This window comes from Hymenobacter negativus (assembly GCF_017571495.1).
In the GTDB taxonomy this organism is placed as follows: Bacteria; Bacteroidota; Bacteroidia; order Cytophagales; family Hymenobacteraceae; genus Hymenobacter; species Hymenobacter negativus.
The window spans coordinates 402966-419666 of sequence record NZ_JAGETZ010000003.1; the positions used below are offsets into that span (position 1 = coordinate 402966).

The following is a 16701-nucleotide window of genomic DNA, read 5'->3' on the forward strand; positions in this document are numbered from 1 at the left end:
TTTGCGTGATTGCTTTCCGGCCGTATTTGCTGGGCGGATGCATCTTTGGATGGTATTTCCTGATAACCCGCCTTTTCGATGGTTAAACACCTACGTGCTAATTGCTACCGCAGCAATGAGGGCCGCATAACCGGCCTGCTGTTTTTGCTTGTTCTGTTGCTAGGGGCGGGCCCCGCTGCCCGGGCGCAGGCAACCCTGGCGGCAGCTACCGTGGAGGTAAGCGCAGCGGCCCAGGCAGCGCCGCCGCGCATTCAGCTTAGCTGGAAGCCCGACGCGCAGGCCACGTCTTACGACGTGTACCGCTGGAGTAAAGGGGCTTCCCTCACCACGGCCTTGCTGCTAGGCCAACTCACCAGCGGAGCCGCCATGCTGGGCCAATATGTGGACAGTACGGCCGTGGTGGGCCGGGTCTATGAGTACCGGGTGCGCAAGAGTTCCGGTGCCAGTAACAGTGCCGAGGGCTACGTGCTCGCCGGTATTGAGGTAGCGGCCAGTGAGCGCCGGGGTACGGTGGTGCTGGTAGTGGATTCAACCCACGCGGCGTACTTGGCTTCCGACCTAACCCAACTGCAAGCCGACCTGGTGGGTGACGGCTGGAAGGTGCTCCGGCACGATGTGGCGCCTACCCGCACCCCAGCCCAGGTGAAAAGTCTGATTCTGGCCGATTACCAGGCTGACCCGAGCCAGGTGCGCACGGTGTTTCTGCTGGGCCATGTCGCGGTGCCATACGCCGGCGAAATCAATCCGGATGGTCATGCCGACCATCGGGGGGCCTGGCCCGCCGACGGCTACTACGGCGACATGACGGGCGCCTGGACCGACACCCAGGTAAACAACCCAAACGCCAGTCGGGCCGAAAACCGCAACGTGCCCGGCGACGGAAAATTTGACCCAAGCTTCCTGCCGCGGACCCTGCAGCTGGAAGTGGGGCGGGTAGACCTAAGCCGTCTTCCTTCCTTTGGCCTGCCCGAGCGCGACCTGCTGCGCCGCTACCTGCTCAAAGACCACCAGTTTCGCCACCGGCAGTTTGCCGTGGCCGAGCGGGGCCTGATAGACGACCAGTTCGGCCTTGCCACGGGCGAGCCATTGGCGAATAACGGCTGGCGAAATTTTGCGCCGCTCTTTGGCATCGGTGCCGGGAGTGTGGACCAATTGCCGTATTTCAGCACCTTGCGCTCGGCTAGCTACCTGTGGAGCTACGCCTGCGGCCCCGGCTACTACACCTCCGAAGGGGGCGTGGGAAGCACCAGCGACTTTGCCAGCGGGCCCGTGAAATGCGTGTTCAACATGCACTTTGGTAGCTATTTCGGCGATTGGGACAATGCCGACAACTACTTGCGGGCGGCCCTTGCCGCCGACGGCTACACCCTGACCAACTGCTGGGCTGGCCGGCCCGACTGGTACTTTCACTTCATGGGCCTAGGCGAAACTGTGGGCTATTGTGCCCGCCGCAGCCAGCCCGACAATGACTTCAACCGGGCCTTTGGTGGTGGGCAGGTACACACCGCCCTGCTCGGCGACCCGACCTTGCGCCTGCACGTACTGGCGCCAGCCACGGCCTTAGCTGCTACGGTAGCGGGCAGTGCAGCGGCATTGGCCTGGACCGCCAGCCCGGACCCGGTTGTCGGCTATTACGTGTACCGCGCTGCCGCTGCCGCAGGGCCTTTTTATCGCATTTCGGCCCAGCCCCTGGCCGGTACTACGTTCACCGACTCCGCGCCCCAGCCGGGTACTTCGTACTACATGGTGCGGGCCGTTCAGCTGAAAAACAGCGCTTCCGGCTCCTATTACAACCTGAGCCAAGGCGTGCTGGGCAGTTTCACGGCTCCGACGCCTCCGGTGTCAGGCGGAGCCTGGCTGGGCACCAGCAGCGCCGACTGGCACACGCCCGCCAACTGGAGCAGCGGCGTGGTACCCACCGGCACGGGCACGGTGCCAGCGGGTACTCCGTTTGCGCCCACAGTGACTGGTAGCGAAGAGGTTGGGACCCTCATCCTGGGCCCGCGGGCCCGCCTGACCATTGGACCCGGGGCCCGGCTCATGGTCCGCTACTCGTCCGTGATTCAACCGGCTGCTGCCGGCGCGCCGGCTACTACTTTGCAGCTGGCGCCCGGTACGGCCACTGTGCCGGGTGGGCAGCTCAAGCTGCTGGACTATACCTCGGCTTCGGTGGCCGGGCTGGTTTTAACGGCCGGGACCGCGCTCACCGTTGGGGCGCGCGCCGAACTGCGGCTGCTGGGCAGCCTCGATGCCGGGAGTGCGGCAGTTGTCTTTGACCCCACCGGTCGCTTGGCTTTCGACCACGACTCCACGGTTTTTGGCCTTAGCTACCAGCACGTGCTAGCGGGGAGTACTGCTGTGGTGGTCGGGCTGCTGCGCGTAAGCGACACGCGCGAAACCCTGGCCCTGGGCTGCCCGGTGGAGGTGCAGCGACAAGTGGAAAACCTCGGCACCATTATTACTAACAACCGCCTCACGTTGCGCTCGACCCTGGGGCAACAGGCCATGCTGACGCCCGTCACGGCAGGGGCGGGGCTGCCCCGCACACTCGGGCGCTACATCGGCAGCGTGGGCGTGCAGGTATACGTGGATGGCAGCCGCAACGCCGGCTTGGGCTACCGCCACCTGACCGTGCCCGTGACCGGCCCCGCCGTGCGCAACCTGGCCGCCGGCTCTTTTACCCCCGTCGTAAATCCGCAGTACAACAGCTTGAGTAATACGGCCGTGACGCCTTTTCCTACGGTGTTTACCTACAATCAGGGCCGCGTGGGCCTTTCCGGCGACCCCAACGTGCACGACTTCGACGCGGGCTGGGTTTCGCCGTCTGCCCAAACCTCCCTGCTGCGCACAGCCCAAGGCCTGACGGTGAATGCCCCGGGCAACCTGACGCTTAGCTTCAGCGGCGCACCCATCCTGGTTCCGTTTAGTGCCCCCCGAATGGACCGCGACGATGCCCCGGATGGCGGCTGGTATTTTCTGGGTAACCCCTACGCCGCGCCCCTGGACTGGAATTCGGTAACTGCTGATAGCAGCCGTTTCGTGAGTCTGAACGCGGCGCTGTACGTTTTCAAAAGCAGCGGGCAGTACACTGGTTCCTACGCGAGCTACCTGCCGGGCGCGCACGGGGCCCCCGGCATTGGCGTCAACGGCGGCAGCTCGGTATTGCCTGTTGGGCAGGCCTTTTTCGTGCGTACCGACTCGGCCTACCACACCGGGTTTCTGCGCTTCACCCTCGACGACTTGCTGACCACCCCCGATGCACTCAATGTGCAGCGCGGCGCCGATACGCGCCCGCGGCTGCTGTTGGCCCTGCGCAACCCCGCTGGCACGCTGGCTCACCAAACGGCCATTTATTTCCAGGCCGGAGCCACGATTAATGCCGATGCCAGCTTCGATGCTGCGTACCTGGCCGGCGCTGCTCAGGCCCTAACGCTGGCTTCGCAAAGCAATGGCAAGGATTTCAGTATTAACGGGCTTCCTGCCCTCACGGGAGCCGATGTGTGGGTGCCCCTAACGCTGCGCGCGGCCGCCGCTGGTACCTACGAGCTGGCCGCCGAAACCCTGGCCAGTTTGCCAGTCGGCTATCACGCCTACTTGCACGATGCCGGGGCCGGCGGGTATACCGATTTGGCCCTGAGCCCGGTGGTGCCCGTTACGTTAGCGGCCGCCGCACCATTGGCCAATCGCTATGCGGTGCTGTTCACCACCCGGGCGCGGGTACTGGCTACGGCCGTCGGCTCCTCAGCGGTGCTGGTAAGCCTAAGCCCCAACCCCGCCCGCAACACAACCTCGCTGTTGCTGCCTTCTTCCTTGCGCGACCAAGGGCCCATAACTGTGGCGGTACTCAACGGCGTGGGCCAGCTCGTTGCCACTCATACCTTCGCCCCCAATGCCAAAGCCTTGGAATTGCCGCTCACTGGCTTAGCTCCGGGCATCTATACGGTGCGCGTGAATACCACGATGGGCCCTGTGAGCCGCCGGCTGGCGGTGGAGTAAGAAACTGTCTCAGTTATACGGGCATGATGCAAGTGTCGAAGCATCTGTACCGCGTGAGGATTGCCACGATTTTAGCTGTCTGATTCTGCTTACCGATTCTGAAGCCCTTCAAAACTGTAAAGCAAATCAGCAGTTGCCTTTGCTCTATGTTTTTGAAGGACCTTAAAAAGGTAAAGCAAAATATTTTCTGTTTTTGCTTTACCTTTTTAAAATAATCTAGAATCGTGAAGCAAATCGACTGGCCTGAATAACGGGCATTAGCGGCGCTTGCGAACCTTAATTAATAGCGCCTGTGCTTCCGGCGCCGTGCCGGTGAGCAGCACGCCCGTGCCATACAGCGCCGTGAGTACGCTACCCCGCATGAGCAGCGTGAGGAAGGCATTGCCGGTATCGGGTAGCACCCAGGCGGCGAACCCGGCCCCGGCCGCCACGAGCAAAATGCGTAGAATTTTGCCGTCGAAGGGCTGCATGCCGTAGCTGCGCCATACAAACCAAGTGCGCGCCGTGTTGATGCTAACCAGCGCAATGCAGTAGGCGAGTGCCGCCCCGTTCAGCTCCATCCGTGGAATCAGTATCCAGTTGAGCGCTACCACGGCAGCGGCCAGGGAGATATTGAACACCAAATCGAACCGGTAGCGAGGCGAAGTAGCCACGATGATGCCGTTGACGCCGGTGATGCCATCGAACAGCCGGCCGGCCAGCAGCAGAAGCACAGCGGCGCTGCCTGCCGCGTACTCGGGTTTGTGGATGAGGCCGTAGATGAACGGCAGATTTAGGCCAATGCCGAGGGCCAGGTAGCAGCCCAGCAGCGTGTTGATGCGGGTGCTGCGGCGGTAGAAGTCGGCCATCTTGGCCATGTTGTCTTCCTTCCAATATTCGGCGATGAGCGAAAAAGCTGTTTTGTAGAGCGCCCGAAAGGGGAGGACCAGGGCCGTGCTCACGTTGGTGGCAATGAGGTAGATGCCGGCGGCTGCGAGGCTCACCTTCGTGCCTACCATCAGGCTGTCGATGTTGAGCAGCACCGTGCCGGATATGTTGCTGAGCAGCACAAACGCCCCAAAGCCCAGCATCTCGCGTAGCGGCTTGATGCGTAGCGCGGCGCGCGTGGGCCGTAAGTGCAGTTCCCCAATGGCTGCCAGGTAAATGGCTAACAGCACTGCCACCACCGCGTAAGCCCCCACGTAGGCCAGCACAAAACCATGGAAGCTGATGTAGCCTTGGCTGTAGGCAATGGCCGCGCCTACCAACATCAGGCGCAACAGAATTTCCTGACAAAACGAGGAGAATGAGGTGTGATAAAGCGAGCGCAGGTAAGCATCCTGCAACGAGCCCAGCATGATGCAGCCCGCCAGCGCAATAGCCGCCAGGTAGTGCGGTGCCAGCAATTCCGCATCGTCCTTGGCGTACCAGTGCAAAAGCAGCGGCTTGCCCACCAGCATGGCCAGCGCCACCACCACGAAACCCAGTAATGGCGGCCCCAGCAGCAGCGGAAAAAAGCCGGCATGGTTGCGTCCCTGGTTCCGGAAAAAAGGAAAGTACCGGATGCCCATGTTGGCAAACCCGAAGGAGGCCACCTGCGCCCCAATGGTGGCCATTGGTAGCAACACGCTGGCCGTAAGGCCAATCTGAGCCGGTGAAAGCAGTCGGGGCAGCACCAGAATGGTGTTGGCAAAGCCGATAGCCAGCCCAACATAAGAAATCAGGGTGTTGCGAATGCCCTGGCGCTGAACGATGCCCAAATGGTAAGTGTGTAAATGAGTGACTGCGTAATGTTGACCGCAACGGCCTCAAAGTTCGGCCATAATCTGGCTCCCGGTCAGGAAAGCCGCACCGCGCGGCCGCAGGTAGCCCATGATTTCGGCAAACTGGCGCGGGCCGGTGACGGTGTTGGCGGGGTCGAAATGGTCGTTGTGCCAGAGCACAGTAGCCACGCCGACAAATCGCTCAACCTCGGCCAACATGGGCTGCAACGCCGGCATAATGTCCTGTGGTTGCAGTTGCAAGTAGTTGGGATGGTGCAAAGTGGCATCCATCACGTTGAGGGGGATTTCCAGGAAAGTATGGGCTTCGCCAGTGGCAAAATTGAATGGGAAGAACGGGTGGCAGTAGGAGTTGCGGAACCCGAAATGCTCTGCAAAGCCCAGCGTAGAATCGTAGCGGAAGCACTCGGCAGCATCTATCAAATTCGGTGTAGACCGAGGCTCCCAGCGCAGGTAATGGAAGCGTAGGCCCTGAGTGTCTGGCTGCAGTATTTTAACCTCCCGGCCCAGGTGCGCCACATCCGCAGCCGTGCCAATGCTACCGTGGAGGCAGATTTCGGAACCCTGCTGCTTGAGCAGCTGCAGGCGCTGCCGCAATGCCGGGGTGATGGCGTAGTCGGCATTGGGAGTGCCATCAACTCCCGGTCGACGTTCCAGCAGCATGAAAAATGTGGACCTGGCCCCGTAGCTGGCCACCGTATCGGCCACGGTTTCCAGATTGTCCCAAGCGTCGGGCTGCGTTAGGTGCCGCCAGAGCTGCTGACCGAAACGCAGGAGCTGGCCTTGCTTCAGCGCTGCTTTGGCGGGGGCTTTCCAGCCACTACGCAGGTTGTCGATATCGTGGGTGATGAAGGCGGCGAACGGGGCCGCGCCAGCCCAACGCCGCGTCTGCAGCCTCTGGCCGCTGACGTGCTCCACGGCTGTCTTCAGCACATCAAAATAGTAGTTGACCACGGGCAGAGCTACGAAGCCATATTGCTTTTGCACGCTGGCCGCGTAGGGGAAGCGGCCGTGGCGGTCCCGTGTATCCAAGAAATATTCCTGCCAGCCGCTGAGCAAGTAGAAGGCCGCCGAAATAATATCGGCGTTGATGGCAGCGCGCCCGGCGCTCAGCGTCAGCAGGGGGGCTTCAGCCTGATGGTCGAAGAAGAAAGGGATTCGCTGCCCGGCCCAGTCGCGGTAGTTAGGCTCGGCAGGGTAGGGCGTGTTTTGCTGGAAAAAAGTGCCGGCACCATCGGTTACCGTGATAGCCGGCTGGCTGTCGGCGTAGCCAATGGCCACGTCTGGTGCATTGGGGTAAACCAGTCGGAAATGCCGCAACACATACGCCAACCGCTTCGCAGCCGAAACCGGGGCTGCATTAATTGGTGGTAGTGGGGCAGGAACAGACATTGCTAAAAGCTGCTAAAAAGTATTAAAATGTCAATGGATTGGCGCGCCATTATTCAGCCAGTCATTCAGCAGCGCCACGGTGCGAATCTGGCTCCGACCCTCATCGGGCGTGCCCAACGTCGCATTGTAGTAAGCGGCGCGGCGGTAGAGGTCAGCGGGTTTGTGTTGGGCATAGCGGCGCAGGGCGGCGGCCAGCTCGGCGGGCGAGTCAGCCCGCTCCACGAGGCCCCGGGCGGCGTAGCCGTAGTAGTCGTTGGTGAGCTTGTTGGTGCCGAAGCGGAAGTAGATGCTGGCTACGTTCAGCAGCGTGGCTTCGAGGTGGGTAGAGGTATCGGCGGCCACCAGCGCATCCTGCCGCAGCAGGAAATCGAATACGTTTTCCTGCCGGGCGCTCGACCATTGTAGGGTGGGCAGCCGCTGCCGCAGCGGCTCAAAGTCGCGGCCGTCGCTGGGGTGCGGGCGCAGGGTGAAGGTCAGTTCCGGCAGTTCCTGTACCAGGTACACCAGCGTATCGACCAGCGCCGGCATGGGGTCGTGGATGTTGCAGGCGATGCCCACGCGACGCACGGCAGGCGCAGTGTTTTTCTGGCTGAGGTAGGCGTCGGCTTTGGGCATGCCCACCAGCTCCACCCGGCCGCGCACGGGGCCGCACAGGCGGTATTTTTCCAGCGCATCCTCGCCTTCCAGCAGGCTCAAATCAAAGCCTAACGGCGGGAAGTTGGCACTCACGCTGGCGTGCTGCACGTAGGCGGTGGGCACACCCTCGGCGCGGCAGGCCAGCAGCAGGGAGCGGGTGTCGTCGTTGTGGTCGTTGGAAAATACCACCGCCCGCGGCTGGTAGTGGCGCAGCGCCCGGCGGTACACCTCGTAGTAACCGATGGCGTAGAAGATGAAGTCGAAAAACCGCCACGCCCGCCCGCCATCGGTGCGCAGCAACCCAAAGAATGCAACGGGGAATTGCCAGTAATACAGCAGCTTGCGTCGCAGGGGCAACCGGTTTACCGCCGCATTGTAACGTCCAATATTCTTTGCCTGGCCCGCCAACAGCACAGCATCGGGCCGGGCCTTTTGGATGAATTCTAATGCATCGTAGTTATTGGCGCTCACCACGTAAAGCCACACCTTGCCGTGCAAGTCCTCACGGTTTTTGATGGGCTGGAAGATGTTGCCCACCAGCCGCAACCCTGCATAGCCCAGCACCCGCGCCAGCCGTTTTACGGGATTAGCGGGCGAAATATTGGCCAGTGCGGCTGCTGGCAGCGCCGCGAATATGGCGGTGAAGCGCAGCTGCAGAATGTCGCGTAGGCGCGCAATGAGTGGCAGCGTTGGCTCCGGCATTACAGCGCCTCCCAGGTCAGCGGGGTACCGGGCTTGAGGTCCTTCACGGCCTTGCGGCCCAGCACCGTTTCCCAATGACGTGGCCAGAGCCCGTCGCCAGGGCGAATGATTTTCAGGTTATCCGTGGTGAATTCCTCGCCGGCCGCAATTGGCTTCGACACGTAGATGCTGCGCTTGTAGAGCCGGCTTTTTTCCTCGCCCGTCTGGATGCAAAGCTGCACCCCGCCCAGCGCTTGGTGCGCCCGTTCGGTTTCTTCCACCAATAGCTTCAACTCGTGCGGCTCCAGCGAAAACGCGGAATCGACGCCGCCCTCGGCTCGACTGGTGGTGAAGTGCTTCTCAATAACGCAGGCGCCCAGGGCAACGGCCGCTACGCTGGCGCCCACGCCCATGGTGTGGTCGCTCAGACCGATGGGGCAGCCGAAGGTTTCGGCCAGCACCGGAATGGTGCGCAGGTTGGTATTGGCCGGCGAGGCGGGGTAGGTGCTGGTGCATTTCAGCAGCACCAGCTCGCGGCAGCCAGCTTCGCGGAGCACCCGCACGGCGTCGTCAATTTCGGCCAGAGTGGCGGCGCCGGTGCTCACAATCACGGGTTTGCCAGTGGCAGCTACCTTGCGCAGCAGCGGCCAGTGGGCATTTTCGAAAGAGGCAATTTTGTAGGCCGGCACGTCCAGCGTTTCCAGAAAATCTACCGCCGTCTCATCAAATGGGGAGCTGAAGGCCAGCATGCCGTGCTGCCGGGCGCGGGCAAACAGCTCGGCGTGCCATTCCCAGGGCGTATGCGCTTCCTCGTAGAGCTTGTAGAGGTTTTTGCCTTCCCACAGCGACTGCCCTTCCTCGTCGATGGCAAAGCCGGTGTCCATGGTAATGGTATCGGCGGTATAGGTCTGTAGCTTAAGGGCATCGACGCCAGCCGCAGCGGCGGCATCCACCAACGCCAGTGCCCGTTCCAGGCTCTGGTTGTGGTTGCCCGACATTTCAGCGATGATAAACGGCTTGTGCGCGGGGCCAACCGGGCGGCCGCCAATGGATATTTCGGTCATTTCAGAGCAAGTCAAAGCGAACTGCAAAGGTAGCGGCTGGAGGGAGCAGGTGCGTTTTAGGGGTGCTAATTGCGGCGGGCTGCATCAGGATGGTTTTCGGCTGAACCTACCCTGCAGAGAGTGCAAAGCAGAATACTATTTTGAGTTCACGAAACTCGTCCAATGAATTAGTTTCGTAAACTTTGAATCGTAAACGAGTTTCTTAAACTCCTCTTGCACCGCGGTGGGCTATTAACGTTGGGTAACGATTTCTCTATCGTAGTTCACTAAACCGAGCGTATTAATTTCTGTATGGCTTTCTTAGTTAGCCAACCGACCAAGAAACGAGCGCCCCGTTTATTCTTAGCTTGCCTTATAACGAAGTCCTTGTCCTTTCACCCCTTGTTGCTAGTGTCTTTGTTGCTGTCCGAGCCGATGGGGTACGACCTACGTCCTATCCTCTTGAGGGGTATCTTTTTCGTCCTGTTGCCATTAGCCTTGTATATAGGACTCAAGGGCTGGGGTTGGTTGCGCGCGCAACCCCGAGAATACAAAGTGGAAGGATGGATATTTCTGGTAGTTGCGTTTGTCTTAGGTCTGTGGGGAATATGGTACGCCATCTTCTTAATAGTACAATAAGCACAACGCGGACTTCTTTACCGATTACTTACCAACAGGTACCGATGCCCACGCATCCATTTTCAAGTTCGCGAAAACGGTCGCAAGGTAAACGAGGCCCGCACCAATTAAGAAAGATGTTAGGCTCCTTAATCCGTCCACAGGTGGCGCTTCCCTCGGGTCACATAGCCCAACGTTGAGGGGAGCACGCCGCATATGCGCCACATACGGGGGTAATCACCCCGCTCGCTTATTTCCCACGTGGACCCGGTGGGAGGAGGTGGCAACGCTTGTCCGGTGTCGGTGTATGATTGCCGAACAACCTGTTTCGACTTAATGCCCTCGCCCACGGTTTCCATTAACACACTCCATCCGCTTTCCATTAATACTAGCCGTTGTCTACTATCTCTGGGCGGATTTGGTAAGGTGCCAAGCGGATGCAGGTGAGCATCGTAAATGCGCTTTACTTTGTCAGTCGGACTATAAGTGAAATAAACACCCTTTGCATAAGGGTAAGTTACTGTTACCGGCAATTGATAGTGATTGTCCGGCGATTCTCCCTCAAGGAATAGCTGGTAATACTCATCCCCTTTTGACTCGTGCCATATCTCGTCCCAAAAGGGCTGGGCAATTTTTCCAGCCTTGAGTAAGCGTTTACCTTCTGGGGAGCGAAGGGTGAGGGTGGAAGAATCGACCATGATGCCTAAGGTGCTCACCAAGTGTCCATGCGCAGTTGGATGGCCCAAACCGGGCAGCCAGGGGGTGCGCAACTGCGCCAGCGTGTCGGCCAGGGCCCACCGGGTGGGGTGGGCGCGCATCACCAGCAAGCGTCGGCCTTGGGCTGTCAGAAAATCGTACCCTTGGTAGGTGGCGGCTACTTCTTTTCCATTAAAGCTCGAAACCAAGTAGTCGGTGCCTCCTCGCCGCAGGCAGGCCATGCCGTGGCAGGGGTTGAGCACCACGGTGTCGTAGCGGGCCGACACCACTTCCTGACCGGTGACGCGGTCCACTAGCCCGATTTTACCGGCGCGAACGCCCACCAGCATGGTTGAATCCGGGAAGTGAAAGGTCTGAAATAGTTTGGTATACGGAGGGGCAGATTCACCAACCGCAGGAGGATAATCGTCGGCATCATAAGCGTCGCTGTGTAGCCCAACGGGGGTTCGAAGCCGCTCGTATTTTAAGGGGGTTATCCAGTTACCACCCTCGTCAATCAGACCTGCCCGCCCACCCTCACTTACTTCAGCCCGTCCTTGGCGGAATCCCCCGAAGTCCGTAAAGGTGCGGGCAATGGGTGGTTTTCCGGTAGGAGACAGTATCGTAACGGCATGGTCGTCGCGGTCGGTTTTCCCCGCCTTCACCAGGGCAATGTAGCCACTTGCATCAGGGCCTTTTGCGACCTGCTGGTCTAGGGGCACTATAAAATTTCCCCTTACATCGATTACCCCCATCCGGCTACCATTAGCTACCACTGCCCGGCCTTTCCGAAAGGTGCCAGCTATCGTAAATAGAGCGGGTGTTATTTGCTGCCCCATTGAGTCAAGGTAAGTATAGTATGCCTGATACTTCTGCTCATCTTTCGTTTTTCGGGACAGCGGATGGTCCAGGTTTACCGCGCTCGGCAGCTGTGCAACTGCAATTCCGTTACTAAAGCGATGTATCTCCGCATACTTATAGGCGGTCAGTTCGTGGCCTTGCGCATCGGCCAGGGCCCAGCGTCGCCCGGAATCGCCGTTGCCCGGCGGTGTTGCTTTTTCCATTAGCTTAGCTACCCGTCCTATTCCCAACCACGGCAGGTGAGGCAAGTTCGGGGTATTGCTAGCAGGGTGATTATAGGACTGTTCCCAAACGAGGGTATCGGAAAGCGGGAGGCCCGTAGCCCGCGCGGGAGCGGCAACCGAGGAGTGCAAGTTGGGTGCGACAATCCAGCTATCGAAAAAGGTATTGGGCGACTCATAAATAGGCACTTCCCACGCTTCTGGCTGGCCGTGGGCCTGCCAAGCAGGTACAATGCGCAAGCTACCGTCCGGCTGGCGCACGGCGGCTTCCGAGCGGCGTACCAACAGCACCTCGCCGCGAGCGTTGAGGAGTGCCAAACGCACCGGTTCACCCCGGCGAGCCGCATCGTTGGGTAAAGGTGTCACGTATTTCAGTAGCGGATGAACCGCGACAACGCCATCTTTGAAAAAGCGGGTGTACGACACGCCAGGCCAACGGCCAAAGGGCGGAATAACGACCCGGCCGCCGGTGTCGGCGTACGCCAGTAGTTTGCCCGCCCGGTACGGGATGAGCCCACCCGGCGGCTGGGCAGCGGGCTCCAATCGGAGGACCTCGCGTAGCGTCCCGGTGGGTAACGGCGGCTGGGCAAGCAGCGGCGCAAGTTCCGTTCCGCCAAGTAATAGTCCCAACATGAACCAAAAACGTATTCTTCTCATCTTGAAAAATAGGCAAAACATCTTGTTCCGTGGAAACGGGGGCAACCGGTATGGCTCGGAGCAGGCCCCGCCCAGCGCCCCGCAAGCGGAGCGTAATTTTCTTCAAGAAGGTTTACTGAAACGGTAGGGCCGTAAACGCGCGCTGTTTGGTGAGAGGAGCGTTATACTGCCACTGTTCAGTGGTCACTCCTTTTTCTAAGCTTTCCAGGGAGGAGAAGTGCTGGCCTAACACGATGGTGGTAAATAGTGGCGCGTTGCACTTGTCGGTACGAGTGAATAACGTAGAATTGCCCCTTGCGCCATTGCAATGGAGCCGGCTGCAGGGCCACCTGAAAATAACCGGGCCGAAACACGAGCGTGTCCGCTATTTCGGTGTCGCCGGCGGGGGTGGCCGGTCTCAAGTGGGAAAAATCAATCACCATCTGCTGAAGCCCCAGTTGTACATAGAGCCGGCTGGCCGGGCCGCCGGCTGGCACCCAAGTAAAATCTTGTACCCAAGCGTCGTCATACCGGTCATCTTTTTTGGTCCACTCGTAGCTGATAAGCGCGGAGGGGATGGTGTCCGCTAGCAGAAAGAGGCGCACGCTTACTGCTGAACGGTCTACTTGAATGAACCGAGTACCTTGTGGCAAATACAGGTGCGTAATATGCAGGCCCCCGCCCTGCGCGGGCCCTTGGGCCCAGAGCCCCAAGGGGGACAATAGCAGAAAACCCAAGCTCAGTTTAGTCATTCGGGTTGATGGGCGAGGTCTACTATTCGTTTAGCGAAACGGTGTTTTGAGTTTACACTTCTACCTCTAATTCAATTCGGTAGAAATAACTTCTTCTAGCTTTTATTGGAATGACGTGCTCAGCGATTCTTCGGTCAACTCATCCAGAGAGTGAATGCTCCTGGCTGCTTCGTGCGCTGCATCGGCCTCGTAGTGGGCATAATTGCCCCGTAGGATACGCACTGTCTTAAAGCCCAGTGGCTTGATGCCCACAAAATCCTTGCACACATTGTCGCCCACATACGTCACCTCCTCCGGCTGCACGCCCTCACGGCGGCAAATCAGCTGGAAAACGTGCGGGTCGGGCTTGGCGCGGTGGCGGCCGTAGCGATTGGTGAGGTAGGCGTGGCGCACTCGGTTGGCCAGGCCCAGCGCGGCTACCTTGCGGGCCTGCACCTCCTTGTGGCCATCGGTCACGATGTAAATCGGCCAGTTGGCAAAGCGCGCGAGGCACCGTTCGGCATCGGGGTATAAGCTGAGCGTGGGCTTATGCTGGCGGTAGGTGCGCAGGCACGCGGTTACCATTGCCTTGCTCCAGCGCCCGTGCTGACGAAGCACGTTATCAAATACTTGTCCCCGGCCTTGCACGGCTTCCTCGGCCATCATGCCCGCCGCTAAGGACTCGGCCGGCACGCCCAGCAACGGGCTCAGAAACGCCGCTACGGCCCGGAAGCCGCTGTGCACATAACTCAGCTCCGGGTAAAGCGTGTCGTCAAGGTCGAAAACGAGAACGGGCATTCGCGGGAATGGTAATGGTGTTGAGAAGCAATAGTTTGCGTCTCATTAGCTGAAAGCAGAATCCTTAACGATGTGACTCCGGTCGTTCAACGCCGAGACGCGAAGGGTCGCGTCTCTAGAGCGCGGGCATCACCACGTCGGCCGCCGCGCGCACCTGGCGCAGAGGACCCGGCGCGGGCTGGAACGGGAATAGGTTCAAATCGGCTCCAGCGGCTTCCTGCAAAAACCAGAAGAAGGAATCGACGCCCGCCGCAATTCCCAGCGTGGATGCCCCGCCAAAGCGGCAGTTGCATTCAATGAGGTGCAGGCCGCCATCGGGCGTGAGCAGGGCTTGAAGCACGAAAGGGCCGTAGAGACCCAACTGCTCCACGATGGGCGTGAGGCGGGCCAGCAGCGCCGGGTCGTGGAAGGTGGTGGTGACTTGCGATTCGCCGCGCACGATAACATCGCGGGTGCGAGCCACAAGGCCGTGCACCTTGCCGGTGCGGCTCACGTAACCGTCTACACTGATTTCCTGACCTTGAAGGAAGGGCTGAAAAATCGGCTCTTCCAGGGTTTGAGCATGGGCCACAGCAGCCGCATAAGGGAGATTGAGGCCGAGGCTGAGCGAACCGGCGCCGTACCGCTCCTTCACCACAAAAGCCTCGGTCTGATGGTTTACCAGCGTTTCAATATTGAGGCTGGTGGGAATAACGGGCAGCCCATTCTGCTGGCCGAAAGTGCTGAATTCCAACTTATCAAGGCAGCGCTGTACGGCAGTAGGCTCGCTCACCAGTACGGCAATGCCGGCATCGGCGAGCGCCGTCCGGTGTCGGGCCCAGAAGGCCAGTTCGCCGTCGCGGGTCGGAATGATGCGCGTGATGCCCTGGGCCTGGCAATGCGCAATAATTTCGGGTAGGTTGTCGTCGTTGGTGAGCGGAGTTATCCACTGCTCATCAGTGTAATAGAATGCCAGCGCCTGCGGGTTCAGGTCGCCGCCGATGACTTTGCTGCCGGGGCTGATACGCTTGGCGGCATGCTTGACAGCTTCAGCCAGCGGCACTTTAGCCGAAACGCTGCTAATGAGAACGTGACCCGCTGCTTTCGCCTCTGTAGCAGCAGTTGTGGCTTGGCGGGCGCGCTCATAGGCGATGATTTCGGGGATGGCAACTTCCAGCGTGGTCGGCGGCAGCCAATCTATTTGACTGCTCCACAGGGTCATATCGGCCTGGGAAGCTTCAAAAGGAATGTCCGAAGCCACGTAGTTGGCCCGCATGCCCGGGAAGTTCTGACGGAGCACGTCCACCACATCGGATACGCGGCGGGCGCGGCCGGTGCCGAGGTTCACGATGCCAGTTACGGTTTCGGCGGCGGCCAGGTGGAGTAGGCCCTCTGCCGTATCGGCGGCGTAGAGGTAGTCGAAAAACGACTCCGCGCCATACACGGTGATTTCCTCGCCGGCCAGTAGCATTCGGACCCAGCGCGAGGTAATGTCGCGCCCGTTGCGCCCGTAGCCCCGGTAGATGCGTGGGGCGACGGTGCTAAACTGCTGGGCTCGAAAGGTATCCAAAAAACGCAGCTCGATTTCGTGGGCCAGCTTGGCCATGCCCGTCAGGTTGCGGGGCAGGATGGGGTCGGTTTCGCCCAGGCTGCGCGGCTGGGCCGGCACCGCGGCGAAGTTGTACAGGGCCGGGTCGTAGATGAGGTAGCTGGAGGCGAACACTACGCGGCGCAACGAGGGCAGGTCTTTCTGCACCGTCATCAGGTGGTGGCTGAGCTGCACGTTGTGCCGGAAATTCTCCTCCCAGAAGCCGTAGGTTTCGGTGGAGCGCTCGAAGGTGGCGGCGAGATGGATGAACAAATCGGGCGCAAACGCGCCGATTTCCGTTTCGGTGAGGAAGTTAAGGTCGCCCTGGCGATATTGGAATTGAGTCGGGAAGTCGGCCGGCTGGGGCTTGAGGTCGCCCACCAACACTTGAATATCAGCGTTGAGAGCGGCCAGGCGGCGCGTCATTTCCTGGCCAATCACGCCGGCCCCGCCGCTGATGAAGATTCGTTTAAAGGGCAGTTCCAAAGGCTGTGGCATAGTCGGCGGCCAGCTGGCCGTGCATCAGTGAGTCGGCAAAAGTACCGGGCTGCAACTGGATATGCTGCCGCAGCCGGCCCTCTAATCGAAACCCGGCCTCCTCCAAGATGGCGACGTGAGCCGGGCGAATGTCGTAGGTTTCGGTAAACAAGCGGTTGAATTTCAGTCCTTCAAAGGCCGCCTGCCCCAGCAGCCGCAGGTGCGCCAAAAAATCCTGCCGATACGTGGCCGCATCTGCCGCCCGCCCGGGCTCCACCAAAAACGAAACCTCGGCGCGGGCATCAGCCCAGGAGATGTGCACGAGACCGCCGTAGGCCACCAACTCATCGTGGTGCAAAAGCGAAAACAACAGCTGTCCTGGCTGCTCCTGCTCAAACAGCGGCAGCACGATGCGCTGAAAATAAGAGTCTTGCTGCTCGGCGGTGAGCGGCGCGGCCTGGCGCAGTATTTCTAGTTGGGCGTTGCGCCAGGCCCGGATGGGCTCCCGGTCTTCGTAGCGAATGGGGACGAGGCGGTAGGCGCCGTGGCAAAATTCAGACTGCGCGAGGGAGCGGTAGGTGGTCACGT

The 16701-nt window shown here is 60.2% G+C and carries 9 protein-coding genes; 1 reads left to right on the forward strand and 8 read right to left on the reverse strand.

What is annotated here, in order from left to right:
• Positions 1-78: 78 nt before the first annotated feature.
• Positions 79-3996 (forward strand): T9SS type A sorting domain-containing protein, encoded by a 3918-nt coding sequence (locus J4E00_RS08545; RefSeq protein ID WP_208174720.1) that lies wholly within the window; start codon positions 79-81, stop codon positions 3994-3996.
• Positions 3997-4253: 257 nt separating this feature from the next.
• Here the strand turns inward: J4E00_RS08545 and J4E00_RS08550 are convergent, their stop codons facing one another.
• The 8 genes from J4E00_RS08550 to J4E00_RS08585 all read right to left on the reverse strand — a co-directional run bounded on the left by J4E00_RS08550 (position 4254) and on the right by J4E00_RS08585 (position 16699).
• Entirely contained in the window at positions 4254-5735 is a 1482-nt protein-coding gene (locus J4E00_RS08550; protein WP_208174721.1) for a polysaccharide biosynthesis C-terminal domain-containing protein, read from the reverse strand.
• 48 nt (positions 5736-5783) lie between these two features.
• On the reverse strand, positions 5784-7148 hold the full coding sequence (locus J4E00_RS08555; protein WP_208174722.1) for a DUF7033 domain-containing protein: 1365 nt from the start codon (positions 7146-7148) through the stop codon (positions 5784-5786).
• A gap of 30 nt (positions 7149-7178) precedes the next feature.
• Complete coding sequence (locus tag J4E00_RS08560) at positions 7179-8486, reverse strand: hypothetical protein (protein WP_236049625.1); 1308 nt, start codon at positions 8484-8486, stop codon at positions 7179-7181.
• The gene (gene pseI / locus J4E00_RS08565) at positions 8486-9529 is read right to left on the reverse strand and encodes a pseudaminic acid synthase (RefSeq protein ID WP_208174723.1); all 1044 of its coding nucleotides are present in this window, start codon (positions 9527-9529) and stop codon (positions 8486-8488) included. The genes J4E00_RS08560 and pseI overlap by 1 nt, the downstream gene beginning before the upstream one ends.
• Positions 9530-10275: 746 nt before the next feature.
• The gene (locus tag J4E00_RS08570) at positions 10276-12561 is read right to left on the reverse strand and encodes a WG repeat-containing protein (RefSeq protein ID WP_208174724.1); all 2286 of its coding nucleotides are present in this window, start codon (positions 12559-12561) and stop codon (positions 10276-10278) included.
• An 833-nt stretch (positions 12562-13394) separates the two neighbouring features.
• Positions 13395-14069 carry an HAD family hydrolase gene (locus J4E00_RS08575; protein WP_208174725.1) on the reverse strand — a complete coding sequence of 225 codons (675 nt, stop codon included), beginning with the start codon at positions 14067-14069 and terminating at the stop codon, positions 13395-13397.
• 115 nt (positions 14070-14184) lie between these two features.
• Positions 14185-16134 (reverse strand): NAD-dependent epimerase/dehydratase family protein, encoded by a 1950-nt coding sequence (locus J4E00_RS08580; protein WP_208174726.1) that lies wholly within the window; start codon positions 16132-16134, stop codon positions 14185-14187.
• Positions 16106-16699 carry a GNAT family N-acetyltransferase gene (locus tag J4E00_RS08585; protein ID WP_208174727.1) on the reverse strand — a complete coding sequence of 198 codons (594 nt, stop codon included), beginning with the start codon at positions 16697-16699 and terminating at the stop codon, positions 16106-16108. Before J4E00_RS08585 ends, J4E00_RS08580 begins: the two co-directional genes overlap by 29 nt.
• Positions 16700-16701: the final 2 nt, after the last annotated feature.